The sequence below is a fragment of the Streptomyces sp. NBC_01618 genome (genome assembly GCF_045209435.1).
Lineage (GTDB): Bacteria > Actinomycetota > Actinomycetes > Streptomycetales > Streptomycetaceae > Streptomyces.
Genome location: NZ_CP109297.1, coordinates 6,356,488 through 6,376,239, shown reverse-complemented (window position 1 = coordinate 6,376,239; position 19,752 = coordinate 6,356,488). Strand labels below are relative to the sequence as shown.

Below are 19,752 nucleotides of genomic sequence, written 5' to 3'. Positions count from 1 at the left end.
TGCATCCTCACCCGGAGCGATTCATTCCGCCAAGAAGGGTCTCCCGGGCGGCTGGCAGACTGGGACGGGTGAGCGAAAACGACACCCCCGTATCCCGGTCCGGACAGCCGGAGACGTCCCGCGCCCCCGCGGCGGACAGCCCGTTCAGGTCCGGGCGCACGAGCCGCGACGAGGCGCCGCAGTACGTGCTGCCGCTGGTCGTGCACATCGAGAAGGCGGCTCCCCCGGCCCGGACCGACGCCCTGCGGACCGCCGCCCGCGCGGTGCTCGTGATCCTCTCCGACGAGCGCTCGGCCGGCGAGGGCGAGTGGGCGCGGGCGATGCGGGACTGGCAGGACGCCCGGATCCGCAAGGTGGTGCGGCGGGCGCGCGGCGCGGAGTGGCGCAAGGCGTGCGCGCTGCCCGGCATCACGGTCACGGGCGAGAACGCCGAGGTGCGGGTCTTCCCGCCGGTGCCCCTGGACGGCTGGCCGAAGGAGCTGGCGAAGCTCCAGGTCTCGGGGACGGATCTGGACGACCCCGAGCCGCCGGCCGCGCCCGATCTCGCGGGCCCGGTGCTGTGGCTGAACCCGGAGCTGGACATGTCGGCGGGCAAGGCGATGGCGCAGGCCGGGCACGGTGCGCAGCTCGCCTGGTGGGAGCTCTCGGACACGGAGCGCAAGGCGTGGCGCGAGGCCGGCTTCCCGCTCTTTGTCGCCGCTCCGGAGGCGGGCCGCTGGCGGGAACTCACGGTGAGCGGGCTTCCGGTGGTGCGGGACGCCGGGTTCACCGAGATCGCACCGGGGTCCTGCACGGTGGTCGCCGACCATCCCGCGCTGCGCGGCTGAGCGGCGAGCGGGGCCCGGCCCGCCGACGGCCACGGCAGCGCTCCGGTACTCGCCGCCAACGGCGGCGGCGCTCCGGATTCCCCGTACGCGGGAACCTCAAATCAACCTCTGAACGTCCCCGTCTTCGGGTTGACCAACGCTCGCCGGGGCCATGAGCCCTGCACAGCACGGACCGGAGCGGAGAAGGGGGCGGCATGGAGCTGGGGATCGGTATCGGCTGGCGGCCGGAGATCGCGGACGCCGTCGAGGCGCTGCCGGGGATCGACTGGGTGGAGGCGGTCGCGGAGAACATCTGCGCCGGCCATCTGCCCGATTCGCTGGTGCGGCTCAGGGAGCGCGGTGTCACCGTCGTCCCGCACGGCGTCTCGCTCGGTCTCGGTGGGGCCGAGCGCCCCGACGCGGGGCGGCTCGCGGATCTCGCGGCCCGCGCCGAGCTGCTCGCCGCCCCGCTGGTCACCGAGCACATCGCGTTCGTACGGGCCGGGGGGTCGCGCACCGCGTCGCCGGGGCTGGAGGCGGGCCATCTGCTGCCCGTGCCCCGCACCTGGGACGCGCTGGACGTGCTGTGCGAGAACGTACGGATCGCGCAGGACTCGCTGCCGGTGCCGCTGGCGCTGGAGAACATCGCGGCGCTGATCTCCTGGCCCGACGAGGAACTGACCGAGGGCCAGTTCCTCGCGGAGCTGGTCGCACGCACGGGGGTCCGGCTGCTGATCGATGTCGCCAACCTGCACACCAACCACGTCAACCGGGACGAGGATCCGGCCGCCGCGCTCGACGAGCTGCCGGTGGAGGCCATCGCGTACGTGCATGTGGCGGGCGGCGTCGAGAAGGACGGTGTCTGGCACGACACCCACGCCCACCCGGTCACCGGGCCCGTGCTCGACGTCCTCGCCGAACTCCGCTCCCGGGTCGACCCGCCCGGCGTCCTCCTGGAACGGGACGACGACTTCCCGCCGGCCGGGGAACTGGCGGGCGAACTGACCACGATCCGCGCCACGCTGGACCGGGCGGCCGCCCTGGGCACGGGCGCGCGGGCGCACGCCGCACGGCCCGTCCCGGGCGCCGGCTCGTCCGCGCCCGGCGCGGAGCCCGTCCCGCGCCCCCGGCCCGCCTCGAACCCCGCGTCCCCGGGCTCCGTGCGTGACCGGGTCGCCGTCGCCCAGACCGCGCTGCTCTCCGCCCTCGTCGCGGGCGCCCCCACGCCGCACGGCTTCGACCGCCGCCGGCTCGGGATCCAGAGCCGTGCCCTGGCGGCCAAACGGGCCGGGGTCGTCGCCAAGGTGGCGCCGGAGCTGCCGGAGATCCTCGGCGCCGACTACCGGGACGCCTTCCTCGCGTACGCCAGGAACCACCCCATGTCCGCCGGATACCGGCGCGACGCACTGGACTTCGTCGAGGGGCTGCTGATCGCCGGCCAACCCGCCGACGACGCGGCACGGCGCCGGCTGACCCACTGGTGGCAGGATCGGGCGGGCGCCCGGCCGCCGCGCCGCTCCACCCGGCTGGTACGAGCGGCCCACGCGGCCCTGATCGGCAGGTGACCGGACGATGCGCGGCATGACCGCCCTCGCGGTGCTGGTGGATCTCGGCGTGGTGGTCTCCTCGGTCCTCCTGATCGTTGGGCTCGCGCGCTCCCGCCGCAGCGCCGCGAGCTCCGTCCACGACCTCTTCGAGGCCGCCTTCCTGAACGGCGGTCCGGGCAGGGTGGTGGACACCGCGCTCACCGCGATGCAGACGGACGGGCGGCTCGCCGTCGGCGGTCCCGGCATCGTCGCCGTCCAGCACGCGGACGCCCGTGATCCGGTGGAACGCGCGGTGCTCCAGGAACACGCCATGGCCCCCAGCGGGGCGCTGCACACCCTGCGCGAGGCGGTGATGCGGCATCCCGCGGTGCAGGAGATCGGCGACGGGCTCGCGGCCCGCGGTCTGCTGGCCTCGCCGGCCACGAGCCGGTTGTGGCGGCGCTGGAGCATCATTCAGGGCCTGGGCTGCCTGCTGGCCGTACCGGTCTCCGCCCTGGTGACGGTGATACAGGTCATGGCCGACGACTCGTCCGGCCTGTTCTCCTCGGTTCCGTTCGCTCTCCAGGTCTTCCCGGCCCTGGTGATCGGCTGCCTGACCGGCTTCATCTGCGGCGGTGTCGCCCGGGGGCGTGTCACCGGGGCGGGGCGGCGGGCAGCCGAGGCGTACCGCACCGCGCATGCGTACGACCCGCGGCCGGCCCGTCTGGTGGCGATGCACGGACTGCGGGCCCTGCCCGATCCCGTGCTGCGGGCGCAGTTGATCGCGGCGGCCCGGATGCATCCGGCCGGGCGCACAGCGAACCGGATCTCCGGCTCGTCCCCGGACTCCGCCGCCCTGCTCCTCGCACCGGCGGTGTGGTGCGCCGGTACGAGCCCCGGCAGTGGCAGTTACGGAAGTTCCAACGGCGGCGGCAGCAGCGGCGGCGGAGGGGGCGGCGGATGCGGTGCGGGGTCGAGCTGCGGCTCGGGGTCCAGTTGCGGCTCGGGTTCCGGCTGCGGCGGGTCGAGCGGATCCAGTTGCTCCAGCGGCGGCGGTTCCAGTTGTGGGGGCGGGTCCAGTTGCGGGGGCGGATCCAGTTGCGGCAGCAGCAGTTCCTGAGCGACGGCGGCGTCCCGTGCCTGGGCCCGGGCCCGGGCTGCCGAACCGTCCGGATGGTGAACAGACCATGGCGTTCCCCGGCCCGCCTCGCATAGGAATCCGTCATGCTCTGGGTTCTGTTGCTACTGGTCGCATGGGGTGCGGCGGCCGTCTCGTGCGTCCGGCTCTGTCTCGTCGCGGCCCGCGCGGGGCTGCTGTCCGAGGCGTCCTCGGATGCCGTACGGAGGGTGCCGGACCGTCATGAACTGACCCTGTACGAGACCGCGTTCCTGTCCGGCGGTCCGCACCGGGTGGTCGATCTGGCGCTGGTCACCATGCATCTGCGGCGGCGCCTGCTGCTCGCGCACACCGGATGGGCGACGGTCGTGGACCCGGAGGGCCAGGACGAGATGGAGCGCACGGTGATACGGGCCATCGGGCCGGCGGGCCAGTCGCCGATTGGGCCGGTACGGGCGGCCGCGGCCGCCGCCGACCCGGTGCGCGCCCTCGCCGACCGGCTCGTCACCGCGGGCCTCGCCGTGCCCGGCGGCGCCGGGGACGGGGTGGCCGCAGCGGTCCGCGCGGTGCGCGGCGCGGCTCTGCTGGTGGCCGTGACGGGTGCCGCGACCCTGTTGATACCCGGTCAGGAGAGCGGCCTCGGGGGCCCGGTGGTGTCCCTGCTGGTCTGGTTCGGGCTGCCGCTCGTGCTGACCCTGGGCTGTCTGGCCATAGCCCGGATGGAGGCCCATCCGTACAGCGGCGCCTGGGCCTCACCGGCCGGGCAGCGGCTGCTCGCCGCGCACCGGGTCCCGGCGGCGGACGCGGACCACGACATCCTGGCGGCGATCGCCGTACGGGGGGCGCGCGCCGTGACCGACCCGGCGCTGCGGGCCGCGCTCAAGGGCGGTCCGGGCCGCGTGGGCCGGTAGCACTCCCCGTCCGCTGGTCTGGAGGGGATGCGTACCTGGTCCCGGGGCGATGCGCAGCGAAAAAACGCCGGTGCGGCGCGCGGAAGGCGCGCCGCACCGGGAGCCGAACCCGGTGTCGCTGGAACGACGGGCGGCGCGAGAACGCGCCGGGTGCCCGCCGTCTGATCTTCCGGGTTGGGGTGGTCGGAGCCCGCTCGCTACGCGAGCCCGGCCACCAGGTCCGCGAGCGACTTCCTGCGGCCCGTGTAGAACGGGACTTCCTCGCGGACATGCATCCGTGCCTCGGAGGCCCGCAGGTGGCGCATCAGGTCGACGATGCGGTGCAGCTCGTCGGCCTCGAAGGCGAGGATCCACTCGTAGTCGCCGAGCGAGAAGGAGGCGACGGTGTTGGCCCGGACGTCGGGGTAGCCGCGGGCCATCTTGCCGTGGTCCGCGAGCATGCGGCGGCGGTCCTCGTCCGGCAGCAGGTACCAGTCGTAGGAGCGCACGAAGGGGTAGACGCTGACGTAGTTGCGCGGCGTCTCGTCGGCCAGGAACGCCGGGATGTGCGACTTGTTGAACTCGGCGGGGCGGTGCAGCGCCATGTTCGACCAGACGGGCTCCAGTGCCAGGCCCAGCTTGGTGCGCCGGAAGAGGTTGTACGCCTCCTGCAGCTCGTCCGCGGTCTCGGCGTGCCACCAGATCATGATGTCGGCGTCGGCACGCAGGGCGGACAGGTCGTAGGTGCCGCGAACGGTGATGTCCTTCGCCGCGAGCTGGTCGAACAGCTCCTGGACCTCGTCGGCGTAACCGGCACGGTCCACGGGCAGGACATCCCGCAGCTTGAAGACGGACCACAGCGTGTAGCGGACGACCTCATTGAGGTCCTTGGCCTTCTTACCCGCGTTGGGGCCCTTGCTTGATTTCACAGTCTCAGGCGCACTCATACGGCTATTGTCCCGCCTCGCTCCCTGTGCCCTGAACCAGGGTCGACGTGGCGATGATCTCTTCCCCGGACGCGCCCGCGAGGTCGCGGGCGATCTCGTCCGCGGCCCGGTGGGCGCTCGCGACGCACGCCGGGATGCCGACGCCGTCGTAGACCGCTCCGCAGACCCGCAGGCCGGGCAGCTTGGCGACCTCGTCGCGGATCCGGGCGACCCGGGCAAAGTGTCCCACGGGGTACTGGGGCAGTCCGCCGATCCACCGGGTGACCTCGGTGTCCACGGGCCTGGCGGCCAGTCCGGTCGCCGCCGCAAGGTCGCGCAGCGATACGTCGACCAGCTCGGTGTCCTCGCGGTGCAGGTGGTCCTCCTCGCCGTACCGGCCGACGGAGGTGCGCAGGACGAACAGGTCGGGGGCGGAGTCGGCGACCCAGTTCCACTTGTGGGTGGAGAAGGTGGATGCCTTGATGGTGCGGCCGTCCACCGGCGGTACGAGGAAGCCGGAGCGCCCGTCGAGTGCGCCGGTCGCGGCCACGTCGGAGCGGCGGAACGCCATGGTGACGAGGGCCATCGACGCGTACTCGACACCGGCGAGTTCGGCGGAGGCGGCCGGGGACTCGGCGGCGAGCAGGGTGGCGGCGGACCAGGCGGGGGCGGCCAGCACGATGCCGTCGGCGGTGATCACCCGGGCGTCGGTGCGGACGTTCCAGCCGTCGGTGGTACGGGTCAGGCCCAGCACGGGGGTGGCGGTCAGGATCTCCCCGCCCGCCGCGCGCACGGCGTCGGCGACCGCGTACGGGAGGGTGCCGATGCCGCCGTCGATGCCCTGGAAGACCGGGCCGGTCTGCTGCCGGGCCGCGGCCCGCTCCTGGATGCGCCGGACGCCGTCGAGCAGCGAGCCGCCCTCGCGCACCACCTCGAAGAGCTGCGGTACGGCGGCGCGCATCGAGATCCGGTAGGCGTCGCCCGCGTACACGCCGCCGAGCAGCGGTTCCACGAGCCGGTCGACGACCTCGCGGCCCAGCCGGTCCGCGACGTACGCGCCGACCGCGACATCGTCGCCGACGGCGGTCGGGGTGAGGTCGCGCTCCTGAGCGATGCGGGCGAGGCCCTGCGGGGAGAGAACTCCGCCGAGCGCCGCCGGGTCGCCCGGCACGCCCATCACATGGCCCTTGGGCATGGGGCGCAGGGCGTCGCGCGTCCAGAGCGACGCGGTGGCGGTGGCGGGCGGCTGGAGGCGGTCGCCGAGCCCGACGGCGCGTGCCAGGGCGACCGCTTCCGGGCGCCGGGCGAGCATCGACTCGGCGCCGAGATCGACCCGGGTGCCCGCGATCTCACCGGTCATGAGCTTGCCGCCGAGCCGGTCGGTGGCCTCCAGGAGGGTCACCCTCAGCCCGGCCCCGAGGAGCCGGTGGGCGGCGGCGAGACCGGCGATGCCACCGCCGATGACGACGACATGACCCGGGTCTGTGTCTGCGCGGTTGATTGAACGCTGCATGCCCCCACTCTCTCAAACCTCATCCGAGTCCCGAACGTGACCGCTTCGAAACCGGAATCGGGCAACCCGTTGCCCTGCCCCGTACGTCGAACCGGCACCATCAACCACCCACCTCGGGGGAGCAGTTATGCAGACAGACCGGCATCCTGGCCGTTCATCCGTCCGTCGTTCGCGCACGATCCTGGCCGCCGGGCTGCTGGCCGGCCTCCTTGCACTGAGCGGCTGCGGCGCCGGCGACAGTGCGAGCGACTCGAGTTCCGGGGACAGCAAGAAGGCGATCTCCGCGGACGAGCGGGGCGCCGCGGACGCCGCGGCCGGAAAGACGGCACAGGATCCGCAGGAGGCCGGCGGTTCGTCGGCGGAGCGGAAGAAGCCCGACGCCCTGCCCGCCGGCACCCATGTCATCCGTACCGCCACGCTCTCCGTGGAGGTGAAGAGCGTGCCGAGGGCCGCCGCGGCCGCGCGCTCGGCCGCGGAGAGCGCGGGTGGTCTGGTGGCCCGCGAGGCGACCGAGCGGGTGGACGACACACGTGAGATGTCACATATCGTGCTGCGCGTTCCGCAGGCCGAGTACGACGCGGTACTGCGGGAGCTCGCGGGCGCCGGGAAGCTGCTGTCGCGCACGACGTCCGCAAAGGACGTCACCGACCAGGTGGTCGACGTGGAGAGCCGGATCGCCACCCAGCGGGCGAGTGTGGCGCGGGTGCGGAAGCTGATGGACCGGGCCGAGAAGCTCACCGACGTGGTCACACTGGAAGGTGAACTGAGCAGCCGTCAGGCGTCGTTGGAGTCACTGCTCGCCCAGCAGTCGTCGCTGAAGGACCGCACCACGCTGGCCACGATCACCCTCGACCTCTCCGAGCCGGAGACGACGGCGAAGGACGGCGGTGACGACGACCCCGGATTCCTGGACGCGCTGGGCGGCGGCTGGCACGCGTTCGTCACGGTGCTGCGGTGGCTCGCGATGGCGGTGGGCGCGGCGGCCCCGTTCCTGGCCGCGGTCGCCGTGCTCCTGCTGCTGGGGCGGCTGCTGCGGGGTTGGCTGCGCGGACGCCGTACGCCGTCGTCGCCGTCGTCGTCGCCCGAGCCGTCGGGCCCCTCCTCCACGCCCCCGGCGTCGTAGCGTGGTCCCTTCGGACTCGGTGTCGAAGGGACCAGGCATGACGGCGGAGCGACTGGTGGTCATCGGAGGTGACGCGGCGGGCATGTCCGCCGCGTCCCAGGCCCGCAGGCTCAAAGGCCCCGACGAGCTGAGCATCGTCGCCTTCGAGCGGGGCCATTTCACCTCGTACTCCGCCTGCGGCATCCCGTACTGGGTCGGCGGCGACGTCGCGGAGCGCGACAACCTCATCGCCCGTACGCCCAAGGAGCACCGGGCCCGCGACATCGAACTGCGGATGCGCACCGAGGTCACGGAGATCGATGTCGCCGGGCAGCGGGTGCGGGCCCTGGACCGGGAGAGCGGTGAGACGTACTGGACGGGCTTCGACAAGCTGGTGATCGCGACCGGGGCCCGGCCGGTGCGTCCGGCGCTGCCCGGCATGGACGCGCCCGGGGTGCACGGGGTGCAGACGCTGGACGACGGGCAGGCCCTGCTGGATTCGCTGGACCGGGTGGCGCCGGGACGCAGGCGGGCGGTCGTCGTCGGCGCGGGCTACATCGGCGTCGAGATGGCGGAGGCGATGCTGAAGCACGGCTTCGAGGTGACCGTGCTCAACCGCGGCGAGCAGCCGATGGCGACGCTCGACCCCGACATGGGGCGGCTGGTCCACGACGCGATGGACGGCCTGGGCATCACCACGGTCAACCGGGCCGAGGTCACCGCGATCCGCACCGGCTCGGACGGCCGGGTCCGCGCGGTCGCCACGGGCGACACCTCCTACCCGGCGGACGTGGTGGTGCTGGGCATCGGTGTGGAACCGGAGACGACGCTGGCGCGGGCCGTCGGCCTTCCGCTGGGCCCGCACGGCGGGCTGCTCACGGATCTGTCGATGCGGGTCGTCGGGCACGGCACCATCTGGGCGGGCGGCGACTGCGTCGAGGTCCTCGACCTGGTGGCGGGCCGCACCCGTCACATCGCGCTGGGTACCCATGCCAACAAGCACGGCCAGGTCATCGGGTCCAACGTGGCGGGCGGCTACGGAACGTTCCCGGGGGTGGTCGGCACGGCGGTGAGCAAGGTGTGCGATCTGGAGATCGCCCGCACCGGGCTGCGCGAGAAGGACGCCCGCTCGGTGGGCCTGCGGTTCGTCACGGCGACGATCGAGTCGACGGGCCGGGCGGGCTACTACCCGGGGGCGCAGCCCATGACGGTGAAGATGCTCGCGGAGTACCGCACGGGGCGGCTGCTCGGTGTGCAGATCGTGGGCCGGGAGGGGGCGGCCAAGCGCGTGGACGTCGCGGCCGTGGCGCTCACGGCCGGGATGACCGTGGACCAGATGACCGCCCTGGACCTCGGCTACGCGCCGCCGTTCTCACCGGTCTGGGACCCGGTCCTGGTGGCGGCCCGCAAGACGGTGACGGCACTGCGGCGGGCGGGCACCGCCTGAGTACGCGGTGCCCGGTCCCTGGTCCCTCGGCTCAGCGCGCGGTCCGCTCGTGCACGTACTCCACGAGCCGCGTCAGGGCGTCCGGGTCCATCGACGGCATCACGCCGTGGCCCAGGTTGAAGACGTGACCCTCCAGGCCGGCGGCCGCGTCCAGCACCTCCTGGGCCTTCTCCTCCACCACCGACGTCGGCGCGAACAGCACCGCGGGGTCGAGGTTGCCCTGGAGCGCCTTGCCGGGGCCGACCCGCCGCGCGGCCTCGTCCAGCGGAACCCGCCAGTCGACGCCGACGACATCCGCGCCCGCCTCGCCCATCAGGCCGAGGAGTTCGCCCGTGCCGACACCGAAGTGGATGCGCGGGACCCCGTACGAGGCGACGGCCTCGAAGACCTTCGCCGAGGCGGGCAGCGCCGAACGCCGGTAGTCGGCGGGGGTCAGCGCGCCCACCCAGGAGTCGAAGAGCTGGACGGCCGAGGCGCCGGCCTCGATCTGGACCTTGAGGAAGGCACCGGTGATCTCGGCGAGCCGGTCGAGCAGGTCGGCCCAGAGCTGCGGGTCGCCGTACATCATGGCCTTGGTGTGCTCGTGGTTGCGGGACGGGCCGCCCTCCACGAGGTAGCTCGCGAGGGTGAAGGGTGCGCCCGCGAAGCCGATGAGGGGGGTGGCGCCCAGTTCGGCGGTGAGCAGGCCGATGGCCTCGGTGACGTAGTGGACGTCCTCGGGCGTGAGGTCGCGCAGCCGGGCCAGGTCGGCGCGGGTGCGGATCGGGTCGGCGATGACGGGGCCGATGCCGGGCTTGATGTCGAGGTCGATCCCGATGGCCTTGAGCGGGACGACGATGTCGCTGAAGTAGATCGCGGCGTCCACCTTGTGGCGCCGTACAGGCTGCATCGTGATCTCGGCGACCAGCTCCGGCATCATGCAGGAGTCGAGCATCGGGATGCCCTCGCGGACCTTCAGGTACTCGGGCAGCGAACGCCCTGCCTGGCGCATGAACCAGACCGGCGTGTGCGGCACCGGCTCACGGCGGCATGCCTTCAGGAACGCCGACTCATGGGTGGCGGAGGTCTTCGTCTGCTGGCCCAAGGGGCGGTCGTTGGCACTCACACACAGAATCTTCGCATGAAGCCTCAAGCAGCCGGACCCGCCCGGGTGTCCCTCCCTGCGCGAGGCTCCGGTTCCGCCTACTCTTCCCCGCATGGCTCCGGCTCAGGGACAGTTCTCCGATCAATCCGATGGCGCTGACAGCAAGGACAGCGCGGAGGGTGGTTCCGTCCCGCCCGCGTTCCGGTCGGCGGTGGACGCGCTGCACTCGGCGCGGCTGCGCCCCGAGCTGGAAGTGGAGTCGACTCGGCCGCCCAAGCGGCTCGCTCCGTACGCGTACGCGCTGGAAGCCGCGGTCGTCCAGGGCGAGGAGGATCTTGCCGACGGCCGTCTGGTGCTGCTCCACGATCCTGCCGGGCACGAGGCCTGGCAGGGGACCTTCCGCCTGGTGACGCTGGTACGGGCCGAGCTGGAGCCGGAGATGGCTTCCGATCCGCTGTTGCCGGAGGTGTGCTGGTCGTGGCTGACCGGTGCGCTGGAGGCGCGCGGTCTGTCGTACGGGGAGGCGGGCGGCACGGTGACCCGGGCGGGCTCGCACTACTTCGGTGCACTGGCCACGCGCCGCCCGGCGACGCAGATCGAGATCCGGGCGTCATGGACGCCGCGCGAGGGTCGTGGCGGCGTACCGGACACGGCGGCGCACCTGATGGCGTGGGGTGATCTGCTGTGCCAGATCGCCGGCCTGCCGCCGTCGGACCCCGCCGACGCGGCAGTGGTGACGCTCCCTCAGCGGCGCGGCCCCCAGGCTCCCTGAAACCCTTCGCGCGCCTGTTCCCCGACGAAGCCTTCCCCATGCCGGTATCACTGCGTCACGAACGTCGCAGTATTACCGGCATTTTTTTCGTACAATCGATCGCGTGTCCGATTTGCCCGAATTGTTACTCACTAAATCGTGATCTTCCTCTAAAGGAGGACGGGTCTGCTGCCGAAGAGGTCAATGACCCTTCAAGCACGGTTCGCCCCGGCTTCATCCCCGAGCCGGCCCGTCCCGCCACTTCCCAGGAGGCCTGGTGTCCGTTCTCCTAGAGCAGCCCGCAAGCCTGGTCGCCTACCGCCCGAACAAGCCGACGGCCATGGTCGTCGTGGCCGACCCGCGCGTCCGTTCCACCGTCACCCGCCATCTGTGGGCACTCGGAGTACGTGACGTCATCGAGGCGTCGTCCATCGCGGAGGCCCGTCCCCGCGTCGGCAATCCACGCGACATCTGCGTAGCCGACGTCCACCTGCCCGACGGTTCCGGGCTGACCCTGTTGTCCGAGACCCGAGCCGCCGGCTGGCCGAACGGCCTCGCCCTTTCCGCCGCCGATGACATCGGCGCCGTACGCAACGCCCTCGCGGGCGGCGTGAAGGGTTACGTCGTCACCGGCACCCGAACCAATATCGGCCACCCCACCCGTCCCGGCGTCGCCCCCATCGGCGCCAATGCCGCCCGTATGCACCGCCGGCCCCCCGGCGCTCCGAGCCACCCGGGCGGCTACCGCGAACTGTCCGGCCGCGAGGTCGAGGTCCTCCGGCTGGTCGCCGAAGGCCAGTCCAACAAGGCCATCGGTGTCTCGATGGGCCTGTCCGCCCTGACCGTCAAGAGTCATCTCGCCCGCATCGCCCGCAAGCTCGGCACCGGAGACCGCGCGGGAATGGTCGCCGTCGCCCTGCGAACGGGCATCATCCACTGACCCCTGAACCCCCGGCAGGTCCGCGCAGCGACACGGACCGGCTGGTTTGCATTCATCGGCGCCCGTCGACGGAACGTTCCGTCGACGGGCGCCGTACATACACAGATACCCTTGACACGTGACCGACGCCCAAGAGACCGCAGCAGACACTTCACTGCGAACCACCGGGGGCGCTCCCCCGGACGACGTCGCCCCGGCGCCGATCCCCTTGCTCGAACCTCGCGAGGGCATTCCCCCGGTGGTGGCATCCGACGACGCCCTCGCCCGGGTGGTCGCCGCCTTCGCCGCGGGCTCCGGCCCGGTCGCCGTCGACGCCGAGCGCGCCTCCGGCTACCGCTACGGCCAGCGTGCCTATCTCGTGCAGCTGCGCCGCGACGGCGCGGGCAGCGCGCTGATCGACCCGGTCGGCTGTCCCGACCTGTCGGGACTCGGGGACGCGCTGCACGGCAGCGAGTGGATCCTGCACGCCGCCACTCAGGACCTGCCCTGTCTGCGCGAAATAGGGATGACTCCCACCGGGCTCTTCGACACGGAGCTGGCCGGACGGCTGGCCGGCTTCCCGCGGGTCGGCCTCGGCGCCATGGTCGAGAGCGTGCTCGGATACTCGCTGGAGAAGGGCCACTCCGCCGTCGACTGGTCCACCCGTCCACTGCCCGAACCCTGGCTGCGCTACGCGGCGCTCGACGTCGAGCTGCTGATCGATCTGCGCAACGCCCTGGAGGACGAGCTCGACCGGCAGGGCAAGCTGGAGTGGGCGCGTCAGGAGTTCGACGCGATCGCCTCGGCGCCGCCCGCTCCCCCGCGCAAGGATCCGTGGCGCCGCACCTCCGGCATGCACAAGATCCGTCGCCGCCGTCAGATGGCGGTGGTACGGGAGCTGTGGACCGTCCGTGACCAGGTGGCCCGGCGCCGGGACATCTCGCCCGGCAAGGTGCTGGGCGATGCCGCGATCGTCGAGGCCGCGCTCGCCCTCCCGCCGAACGCGCAGGCGCTGACCGCCCTGCCCGGCTTCGGTCACCGCATGGGGCGCCGGCAGCTGGAGCAGTGGCAGGCGGCCATCGACCGGGCCAGGGCGCTGCCGGACTCGGAGCTGCCGCAGCCCGGCCAGACCCTCGCCGGTCCGCCGCCGCCCCGCGCCTGGGCGGACAAGGACCCGGCGGCGGCGGCCCGGCTCGCGGCCGCCCGCGCCGCGGTCTCGGAGCTCGCCGAGCGGCTGCACATGCCGCAGGAGAACCTGATCACGCCGGACACCGTGCGCCGGGTCTGCTGGGAGCCGCCCAAGAATCCGACCCCGGACGCGATCGAGTCCGCGCTCATCGGGTACGGGGCACGGCGCTGGCAGATCGAACAGGTGACCCCGCTCCTGGTCCACTCGCTGAAGTCCGCGGCCTGAGGGTTCTCCGCCGAGGGTCGTATTCACGCCAGGTTGCGCGAGCCTCGGGTCGTACCGCGTCCTCGATCGCCGGACGGGCGGATTTCTCCGCTCGGTCCGGCGATCCGGCGTTTGAGGACGAAACGGTCCTCGCGGCCGGCCCGCCCGCATGTGACCTTCACCGCTCCCGCCGCAAGGGGTGGGCAGTCTGGTTACTCACAAGTAGCATGAGGGGAGCGGCGCGCCTGTGGGCGTGCCCCGCAGCAGTGCCATCCCGCACCCTGGAGGAGAGCCACCGTGCCTCGTACCATCCGGGACGTCGTCTTCGTCGACGGCGTCCGCACCCCGTTCGGCAAAGCGGGCCCCAAGGGCATCTACCACGAGACCCGCGCCGACGATCTCGTCGTGAAGGCCATCCGGGAGCTGCTGCGCCGCAACCCGGACCTCGACCCTGCCAGGATCGACGAGGTCGCCATCGCCGCGACCACCCAGATCGGTGACCAGGGTCTGACGCTGGGCCGTACCGCCGGAATTCTGGCCGGGCTGCCGCAGTCCGTCCCCGGTTACTCCATCGACCGCATGTGTGCGGGCGCCCTGACCGCCGTCACGTCGACGGCCGGTTCCATCGCCTTCGGCGCGTACGACGTCGTCGTCGCCGGTGGTGTCGAGCACATGGGCCGCCACCCGATGGGCGAGGGCGTGGACCCGAACCCGCGCTTCGTGTCGGAGAAGCTGGTCGACGAGTCCGCCCTGTTCATGGGCATGACCGCGGAGAACCTGCACGACCGGTACCCGCAGATCACCAAGGACCGCGCCGACGCGTACGCGGTCCGCTCGCAGGAGAAGGCCGCCAAGGCGTACGCGAACGGCAAGATCCAGCAGGACCTGGTGCCGATCTCGGTGCGCCGCACCGCCGCGGCTGATAGCGGCTCCGCCGCGGGGTCGGCCGGAGAGACGGGCTGGGGCCTGGTCACCGCCGACGAGCCGATGCGCCCCGGCACCACCCTGGAGTCCCTCGCGGGTCTGAAGACCCCGTTCCGCCCGCACGGCCGGGTCACCGCCGGTAACGCCGCCGGTCTCAACGACGGCGCCACCGCCTCGCTGCTCGCCGCCGAGGACGTCGCCCGCGAGCTGGGCCTGCCCGTCAAGATGCGCCTCGTGTCGTACGCCTTCGCGGGTGTCGAGCCCGAGGTCATGGGCTACGGCCCGATCCCGGCGACGGAGAAGGCCCTCGCCAAGGCCGGGCTGACCATCGACGACATCGGCCTGTTCGAGATCAACGAGGCGTTCGCCGTCCAGGTGCTCGCCTTCCTCGACCACTACGGCATCGCCGACGACGACGCGCGCGTCAACCAGTACGGCGGCGCCATCGCCTACGGCCACCCGCTCGCCTCCTCCGGTGTGCGTCTGATGACGCAGCTGGCCCGCCAGTTCGAGGAGCAGCCGGAGGTCCGCTACGGCCTGACCACCATGTGCGTCGGCTTCGGCATGGGCGCGACGGTCGTCTGGGAGAACCCGCACTTCGACACGGCAGACGGAGGCAACAAGTGAGTTCCACCACTGAGCTTCTGAAGGGCGCAGCCGAGCTGTTCCCCGGTGAGGTCGTCACCCAGGCGCACGTACGCCACCTCGACCTTCCGGCGGGTGCGGGGCGCTTCGCCCTCATCACGCTGGACAACGGCCTGGACCACACCAAGCCGACCACCTTCGGACCGCAGTCGCTGGCGAACCTGGACGCCGCGATCGACCAGGTCGAGAAGGAGGCCGCCGAGGGCGCGATCGCCGGTATCGGCATCACCGGCAAGCCGTTCATCTTCGCGGTCGGCGCCGACCTCAAGGGCGTCGAGCTGCTGAAGGAGCACAAGGACGCGCTGGCCATCGGCAAGGGCGGTCACGACGTCTTCCGGCGCCTGTCCGGCCTCGCCGTCCCGACGTTCGCGTACTACAACGGCGCGGCGATGGGCGGCGGTGTCGAGGTCGGTCTGCACTGCTCGTACCGCACCGTCTCCAAGGCGCTGCCCGCGTTCTCGCTGCCCGAGGTCTTCCTCGGTCTGGTTCCGGGGTGGGGCGGCTGTGCGCTGCTGCCCAACCTGATCGGCGCCGACCGCGCGGTCTCCGTGATCATCGAGAACTCGCTGAACCAGAACCGCCAGCTGGGGGGCAAGCAGGTCTTCGAGCTCGGGATCGCCGACGCCCTCTTCGAGGGTGCGGACTTCCTGGAGCAGTCGCTGATCTGGACCGCTTCCGTGCTCAACGGCACGATCACGGTGGAGCGCCCGGACGTGGACCGCGGTGACGCCTGGGACCAGGCCGTCGCCCGCGGCAGGGCCATCGCCGACTCCAAGGTGCACGGCGCCGCCCCGGCCGCGTACCGCGCGCTGGACATCATCGCCGCGGCGAAGAACGGCGACCTGGGCGCCGGCTTCGACGCCGAGGACCGGGCCCTCGCGGACCTGATCATGGGCGGCGAGCTGCGTTCCGGGATCTACTCCTTCAACCTGGTCCAGAAGCGCGCCAAGCGCCCGGCGGGTGCTCCGGACAAGGCCCTGGCCCGTCCGGTCACCAAGGTCGGCGTCGTCGGTGCCGGTCTGATGGCCTCGCAGCTGGCGCTGCTGTTCCTGCGCCGTCTGGAGGTGCCGGTCGTGCTGACCGACATCGACCAGGAGCGCGTCGACAAGGGTGTGGGCTATGTCCACGCCGAGATCGAGAAGCTGCTCGGCAAGGGCCGGATCAACCAGGACAAGGCGAACCGCCTCAAGGCCCTGGTCTCCGGTGTGCTGGACAAGGCGGAGGGCTTCTTCGACGCCGACTTCATCATCGAGGCGGTCTTCGAGGAGATCGGCGTCAAGCAGCAGGTGTTCGCGGAGGTCGAGGCGGTCGCCCCGGCGCACGCGATCCTCGCCACCAACACCTCGTCCCTCTCGGTCACCGAGATGGCGTCGAAGCTGCAGCACCCCGAGCGGGTCGTCGGTTTCCACTTCTTCAACCCGGTCGCGATCCTCCCGCTGCTGGAGATCGTCCGCGGCGAGCAGACCGACGACGCCTCGCTCGCCACGGCGTTCGGTGTCGCGCGGAAGCTGAAGAAGACCGCGGTGCTGGTGAAGGACGCCCCGGCGTTCGTCGTCAACCGCATCCTCACCCGCTTCATGGGCGAGATCCAGAACGTCATCGACGAGGGCACCCCGGTCGAGACCGCCGAGAAGGCCATCGAGCCGCTCGGGCTGCCGATGTCCCCGCTGGTGCTGCTGGAGCTGGTCGGCCCGGCGATCGGCCTGCACGTGTCCGAGACCCTGAACCGTGCCTTCCCGGACCGGTTCACCGTCTCCGAGAACCTGGCCGCGGTCGTCAAGGCCGGCAAGCGGGGCTTCTACGTCTACGACTCCGGCAGGCCGGAGCTGGACCCGGAGGTCGCCGCGCTCCTCAAGCAGGGCGATGTCGTCCTGTCCGAGGAGCAGGTCCGCGACCGGGTCCTGGACGCGGTGGCGCAGGAGATCGGCCTGATGCTGGACGAGGGCGTCGTCGCCGAGGCCCAGGACATCGACCTCTGCCTGATCACCGGCGCGGGCTGGCCCTTCCACCTCGGCGGCATCACGCCGTACCTGGACCGTGAGGGCGTCTCGGAGCGGGTGAACGGAAGGAAGTTCCTGGAGCGGGGCGTGGCGAGCGTTCCGGCGTAGCGCTCGATTTCACGGCCGACGGACCGTACGGGATGATCTCCCGTACGGTTCGTCGGCCTTCGGGCTCTGCACAGGGTGGAGGAATCGGCGGGTCATGATGCACCTTGCCAAGACGCGGGACATGAGGACCACGGCAGCGCGCCGTCTGCTCCGGTGGCCGGCCCTGGCCCTGGTCCTGCTCACCCTGCTGTCTGCTGCGACCCCCACCTCTGACGCGGCGCCGAACCGGCTGCGGATCGCCACGTGGAACATGTGCGGCGTACAGCAGTGGAACTGCCAGGGCACCGGAAGTGGCCGGAGGAAGGTTCAGGCCCTCAAGAGCCTGGCCGACGTCGACGGCGCGCGTGTGATCATGCTGCAGGAGGTCTGTGCGGGGGATCTCGCCGCTGCGCGGCGGGAACTGGGCGCGAACTGGGTGACGGCCTTTCGGGCCTACACCTACCGCAATGCCAAGGGGCAGTTCACCACGGTCAGGTGCGCAACGCGCAGCCAAGGCCGGGCGGGCGTCGCGATCCTCGCTTCCTCGCCACTCTCCGGCGTCGCGGTGGTGCCCTCGCAGCAGCCGGGCCTCGGACTGCACCGGGGCATTCTGTGCGCCACGGTGCTCGCCCGTGACATCCGCGTGTGCAGTGCGCATCTCAGCCTGCCCGGCAGCGACCGGGCGCACCCGACATGGGAGTTGCGCGACGACCAGCTCACCTCCCTGGTCGGCGCTGCAGACTCGCGCACGGTGTTCGGTGGTGATCTGAACAGTGCGCCGCCAACGACCGGGAACGGGCGCGGCTGGATCTGGCCGCACGAGACCTTCCGTCGCTATCGGGAGTGCGACCAGCGGACCGCCTCCTCACGGACCGGCAGGGCAACACTGCACAGCGGTGGGAAGGTTGACTATCTTTTCACCGAACTGCCCCGGATCAGCTGTACGGTGAAACCCACCTCCGCGTCGGATCACCTACCGCTGATCATGGAGGTCGGGACCCGTTGACGGCTGGGCCGATGCCGGCCACCACGCCCACGACTCAGGCCTCGCGCCAGCTGCGACGCGACCCCGTCGCTCAAGACCTGTACGCGACGCTCACCACACTGAACGTCACGACGGTCCGCTGGGACTCCTGCCCCACCGCGTCAACCGCGTGGCACTCCACGGTGTGCTGTCCCTCGGTCCAGGACCACCCCGACTCCCAGGACCAGCTGCTGTCCGGCGCCACCGGGGCAATGCCCAGCCGCATGCCGTCCTCGATGAACTCGACCCGCACGGCTCCTGCGGCATACCCCATCATCCCGATCACCGGTCCCGGAACCTGCTGACCCGGCGCGGGAAACGCGACTGTCGGCGCGGGGACCTGCCAGGCGCTGGCAGGCTGCTGTGCCTGCACAGCCTGCGCCGGCACAGCCTGCGCCGATACGGCAGCCGTCGCAACGGCCGCGGCGCCGACGACCGCCGGCCCGCCTTCCTCCGCCGCGGACACGGTGAACGCGACCTCGGCCCGCTGGGAGTGGAAGCCGGCCGCGTCCACTCCGAGCACCCGCACGGCGTGCTTGCCCACGCTCCACGGGCGGCCGAGGTCCCAGATCCACGACCCGTCGGCGGCGACTTCGGGGGCTCCGAGGAACTTGCCGTGCTCCCAGACGCTCAGCCGTACCGCGCCCTGTGCCGTACCGGCGAACCTGACCGTCTGTCCGTGCACCGTCTCTCCGGACGTCGGCATGAGGACCACGGGAGCGGCGAATGCCTCCTGCACCTGAGAAGTAGCCTTGAGATAGGCGTCGATGGCCGATGTATCGGCATCCGGCCGCTCACCGCCGCTGCGTACGAAGCCGATTCTCGGTGCTATCCCGTCGATGAGGAAGTTGACAAGCCCCATCAGGACGGGGAGGTTACGGCCGGTCACGTGCGCATGGTCGACGATGTGCGGGGAGTCGCTGAAGATGAAGTTGAGGTTCTCGTAGCCGGCGAACAGCGGCAAGAAGGGTTCCACCTGCTCCTTGTACTGCTCGTCCTGAGGCGAGGAGAGGATATAGATGTTGGCGTTCCGGTTCGCCCCGGCCCGGACCAGACTCGGGATCGCATCGTCGATGATGTGGGTGTTCTGCTCGGTGACCTCACCCATCATGTGCTGGGCGATGGACGGATACTGCAGGACGTAGGTGCCGATCCTGAACTGCGGAACCATCGACACGATGTTCCGGAAGCCGTACTTCAGACCGAAGTAGAGTGCGGCGCTGCCTCCCTTCGATCCGCCCCACATGGTGCACTGGTCCGGGGTCAGTCCCAGCGAGTTCAGCACATTCGAGATCAGCGTGGCGACGGACCGCTCCAGGCCGAAGTCCATCCCCTTGCACAGGTAGTAGCTGTTCTTGCCGTGGAAGCGATCACGGATCCAGAGAATGTTCGAGCGGAGAGTGTTGAACACACCGTTCGACCATCCGTAGTCGCCGGGAACCGAGAAATTGGCGAAGACAACGACCAGGTGCTGATTTCCGTTTCGGGCGTGCGAGAACCGGTACTCGACCGGGAAGGTCCCGGACGCGTCGATACCGGTATGCAGAGGACGGCCGGAGGCTGCTTTGGACAAGGCTCGGGAGTTCCAATCTCATACG

Annotated in this window: 16 protein-coding genes; 12 read left to right on the top strand and 4 right to left on the bottom strand. The window is 71.5% G+C overall.

Features of this window, described 5'->3' with window-relative positions:
• Window positions 1-68 precede the first annotated feature (68 nt).
• The 4 genes from OH735_RS29440 to OH735_RS29425 all read left to right on the top strand — a co-directional run bounded on the left by OH735_RS29440 (window position 69) and on the right by OH735_RS29425 (window position 4,360).
• A complete protein-coding gene (locus tag OH735_RS29440; RefSeq protein WP_406384666.1) occupies window positions 69-827 on the top strand; it encodes a peptidyl-tRNA hydrolase in 759 nt (252 codons plus the stop codon).
• A gap of 194 nt (window positions 828-1,021) precedes the next feature.
• Window positions 1,022-2,371, top strand: a complete 1,350-nt coding sequence (locus tag OH735_RS29435) for a DUF692 domain-containing protein (RefSeq protein WP_406384665.1) — start codon at window positions 1,022-1,024, stop codon at window positions 2,369-2,371.
• Between the two features lie 16 nt (window positions 2,372-2,387).
• Complete coding sequence (locus tag OH735_RS29430; RefSeq protein ID WP_406384664.1) at window positions 2,388-3,452, top strand: TIGR04222 domain-containing membrane protein; 1,065 nt, start codon at window positions 2,388-2,390, stop codon at window positions 3,450-3,452.
• Window positions 3,453-3,556: 104 nt separating this feature from the next.
• Window positions 3,557-4,360 carry a TIGR04222 domain-containing membrane protein gene (locus tag OH735_RS29425; protein ID WP_406384663.1) on the top strand — a complete coding sequence of 268 codons (804 nt, stop codon included), beginning with the start codon at window positions 3,557-3,559 and terminating at the stop codon, window positions 4,358-4,360.
• Window positions 4,361-4,557: 197 nt separating this feature from the next.
• On the opposite strand, the gene hemQ is transcribed toward OH735_RS29425, so the two are convergent.
• Window positions 4,558-5,286 (bottom strand): hydrogen peroxide-dependent heme synthase, encoded by a 729-nt coding sequence (gene hemQ, locus OH735_RS29420; protein ID WP_406384662.1) that lies wholly within the window; start codon window positions 5,284-5,286, stop codon window positions 4,558-4,560.
• Between the two features lie 4 nt (window positions 5,287-5,290).
• Complete coding sequence (hemG, locus tag OH735_RS29415; protein ID WP_406384661.1) at window positions 5,291-6,778, bottom strand: protoporphyrinogen oxidase; 1,488 nt, start codon at window positions 6,776-6,778, stop codon at window positions 5,291-5,293.
• A gap of 127 nt (window positions 6,779-6,905) precedes the next feature.
• Between hemG and OH735_RS29410 the strand changes: the two genes are divergently transcribed.
• Together OH735_RS29410 and OH735_RS29405 are read left to right on the top strand one after the other, a co-directional pair.
• Window positions 6,906-7,901, top strand: a complete 996-nt coding sequence (locus OH735_RS29410; RefSeq protein WP_406384660.1) for a DUF4349 domain-containing protein — start codon at window positions 6,906-6,908, stop codon at window positions 7,899-7,901.
• Window positions 7,902-7,938: 37 nt separating this feature from the next.
• Complete coding sequence (locus OH735_RS29405; protein WP_406384659.1) at window positions 7,939-9,327, top strand: FAD-dependent oxidoreductase; 1,389 nt, start codon at window positions 7,939-7,941, stop codon at window positions 9,325-9,327.
• A gap of 31 nt (window positions 9,328-9,358) precedes the next feature.
• On the opposite strand, the gene hemE is transcribed toward OH735_RS29405, so the two are convergent.
• Window positions 9,359-10,432 (bottom strand): uroporphyrinogen decarboxylase, encoded by a 1,074-nt coding sequence (gene hemE / locus OH735_RS29400; protein ID WP_406384658.1) that lies wholly within the window; start codon window positions 10,430-10,432, stop codon window positions 9,359-9,361.
• Between the two features lie 91 nt (window positions 10,433-10,523).
• On the opposite strand from hemE, the gene OH735_RS29395 reads away from it, so the two are divergent.
• The 6 genes from OH735_RS29395 to OH735_RS29370 all read left to right on the top strand — a co-directional run bounded on the left by OH735_RS29395 (window position 10,524) and on the right by OH735_RS29370 (window position 18,136).
• Window positions 10,524-11,183, top strand: a complete 660-nt coding sequence (locus OH735_RS29395; RefSeq protein ID WP_406384656.1) for a DUF3000 domain-containing protein — start codon at window positions 10,524-10,526, stop codon at window positions 11,181-11,183.
• A 256-nt stretch (window positions 11,184-11,439) separates the two neighbouring features.
• Window positions 11,440-12,102 (top strand): response regulator transcription factor, encoded by a 663-nt coding sequence (locus tag OH735_RS29390; RefSeq protein ID WP_093542274.1) that lies wholly within the window; start codon window positions 11,440-11,442, stop codon window positions 12,100-12,102.
• 118 nt (window positions 12,103-12,220) lie between these two features.
• Window positions 12,221-13,495 carry an HRDC domain-containing protein gene (locus OH735_RS29385; RefSeq protein ID WP_406384655.1) on the top strand — a complete coding sequence of 425 codons (1,275 nt, stop codon included), beginning with the start codon at window positions 12,221-12,223 and terminating at the stop codon, window positions 13,493-13,495.
• A gap of 276 nt (window positions 13,496-13,771) precedes the next feature.
• The gene (locus OH735_RS29380; RefSeq protein ID WP_406384654.1) at window positions 13,772-15,025 is read left to right on the top strand and encodes a thiolase family protein; all 1,254 of its coding nucleotides are present in this window, start codon (window positions 13,772-13,774) and stop codon (window positions 15,023-15,025) included.
• A complete protein-coding gene (locus tag OH735_RS29375) occupies window positions 15,022-17,151 on the top strand; it encodes a 3-hydroxyacyl-CoA dehydrogenase NAD-binding domain-containing protein (RefSeq protein ID WP_406384653.1) in 2,130 nt (709 codons plus the stop codon). Before OH735_RS29380 ends, OH735_RS29375 begins: the two co-directional genes overlap by 4 nt.
• A gap of 94 nt (window positions 17,152-17,245) precedes the next feature.
• Window positions 17,246-18,136 carry an endonuclease/exonuclease/phosphatase family protein gene (locus OH735_RS29370; protein ID WP_406384652.1) on the top strand — a complete coding sequence of 297 codons (891 nt, stop codon included), beginning with the start codon at window positions 17,246-17,248 and terminating at the stop codon, window positions 18,134-18,136.
• 70 nt (window positions 18,137-18,206) lie between these two features.
• On the opposite strand, the gene OH735_RS29365 is transcribed toward OH735_RS29370, so the two are convergent.
• Window positions 18,207-19,727, bottom strand: coding sequence for a hypothetical protein (locus OH735_RS29365; protein ID WP_406384650.1), 1,521 nt, complete (start codon window positions 19,725-19,727; stop codon window positions 18,207-18,209).
• Window positions 19,728-19,752: the final 25 nt, after the last annotated feature.

Coding starts and splice junctions, on each gene's coding strand:
- OH735_RS29435 (WP_406384665.1), top strand. CDS start 1,022: ATGGAGCTGGGGATCGGTATCGGCTGGCGGCCGGAGATCGCGGACGCC.
- OH735_RS29430 (WP_406384664.1), top strand. CDS start 2,388: ATGACCGCCCTCGCGGTGCTGGTGGATCTCGGCGTGGTGGTCTCCTCG.
- OH735_RS29425 (WP_406384663.1), top strand. CDS start 3,557: ATGCTCTGGGTTCTGTTGCTACTGGTCGCATGGGGTGCGGCGGCCGTC.
- hemQ (WP_406384662.1), bottom strand. CDS start 5,286: ATGAGTGCGCCTGAGACTGTGAAATCAAGCAAGGGCCCCAACGCGGGT.
- hemG (WP_406384661.1), bottom strand. CDS start 6,778: ATGCAGCGTTCAATCAACCGCGCAGACACAGACCCGGGTCATGTCGTC.
- OH735_RS29410 (WP_406384660.1), top strand. CDS start 6,906: ATGCAGACAGACCGGCATCCTGGCCGTTCATCCGTCCGTCGTTCGCGC.
- OH735_RS29405 (WP_406384659.1), top strand. CDS start 7,939: ATGACGGCGGAGCGACTGGTGGTCATCGGAGGTGACGCGGCGGGCATG.
- OH735_RS29395 (WP_406384656.1), top strand. CDS start 10,524: ATGGCTCCGGCTCAGGGACAGTTCTCCGATCAATCCGATGGCGCTGAC.
- OH735_RS29370 (WP_406384652.1), top strand. CDS start 17,246: ATGATGCACCTTGCCAAGACGCGGGACATGAGGACCACGGCAGCGCGC.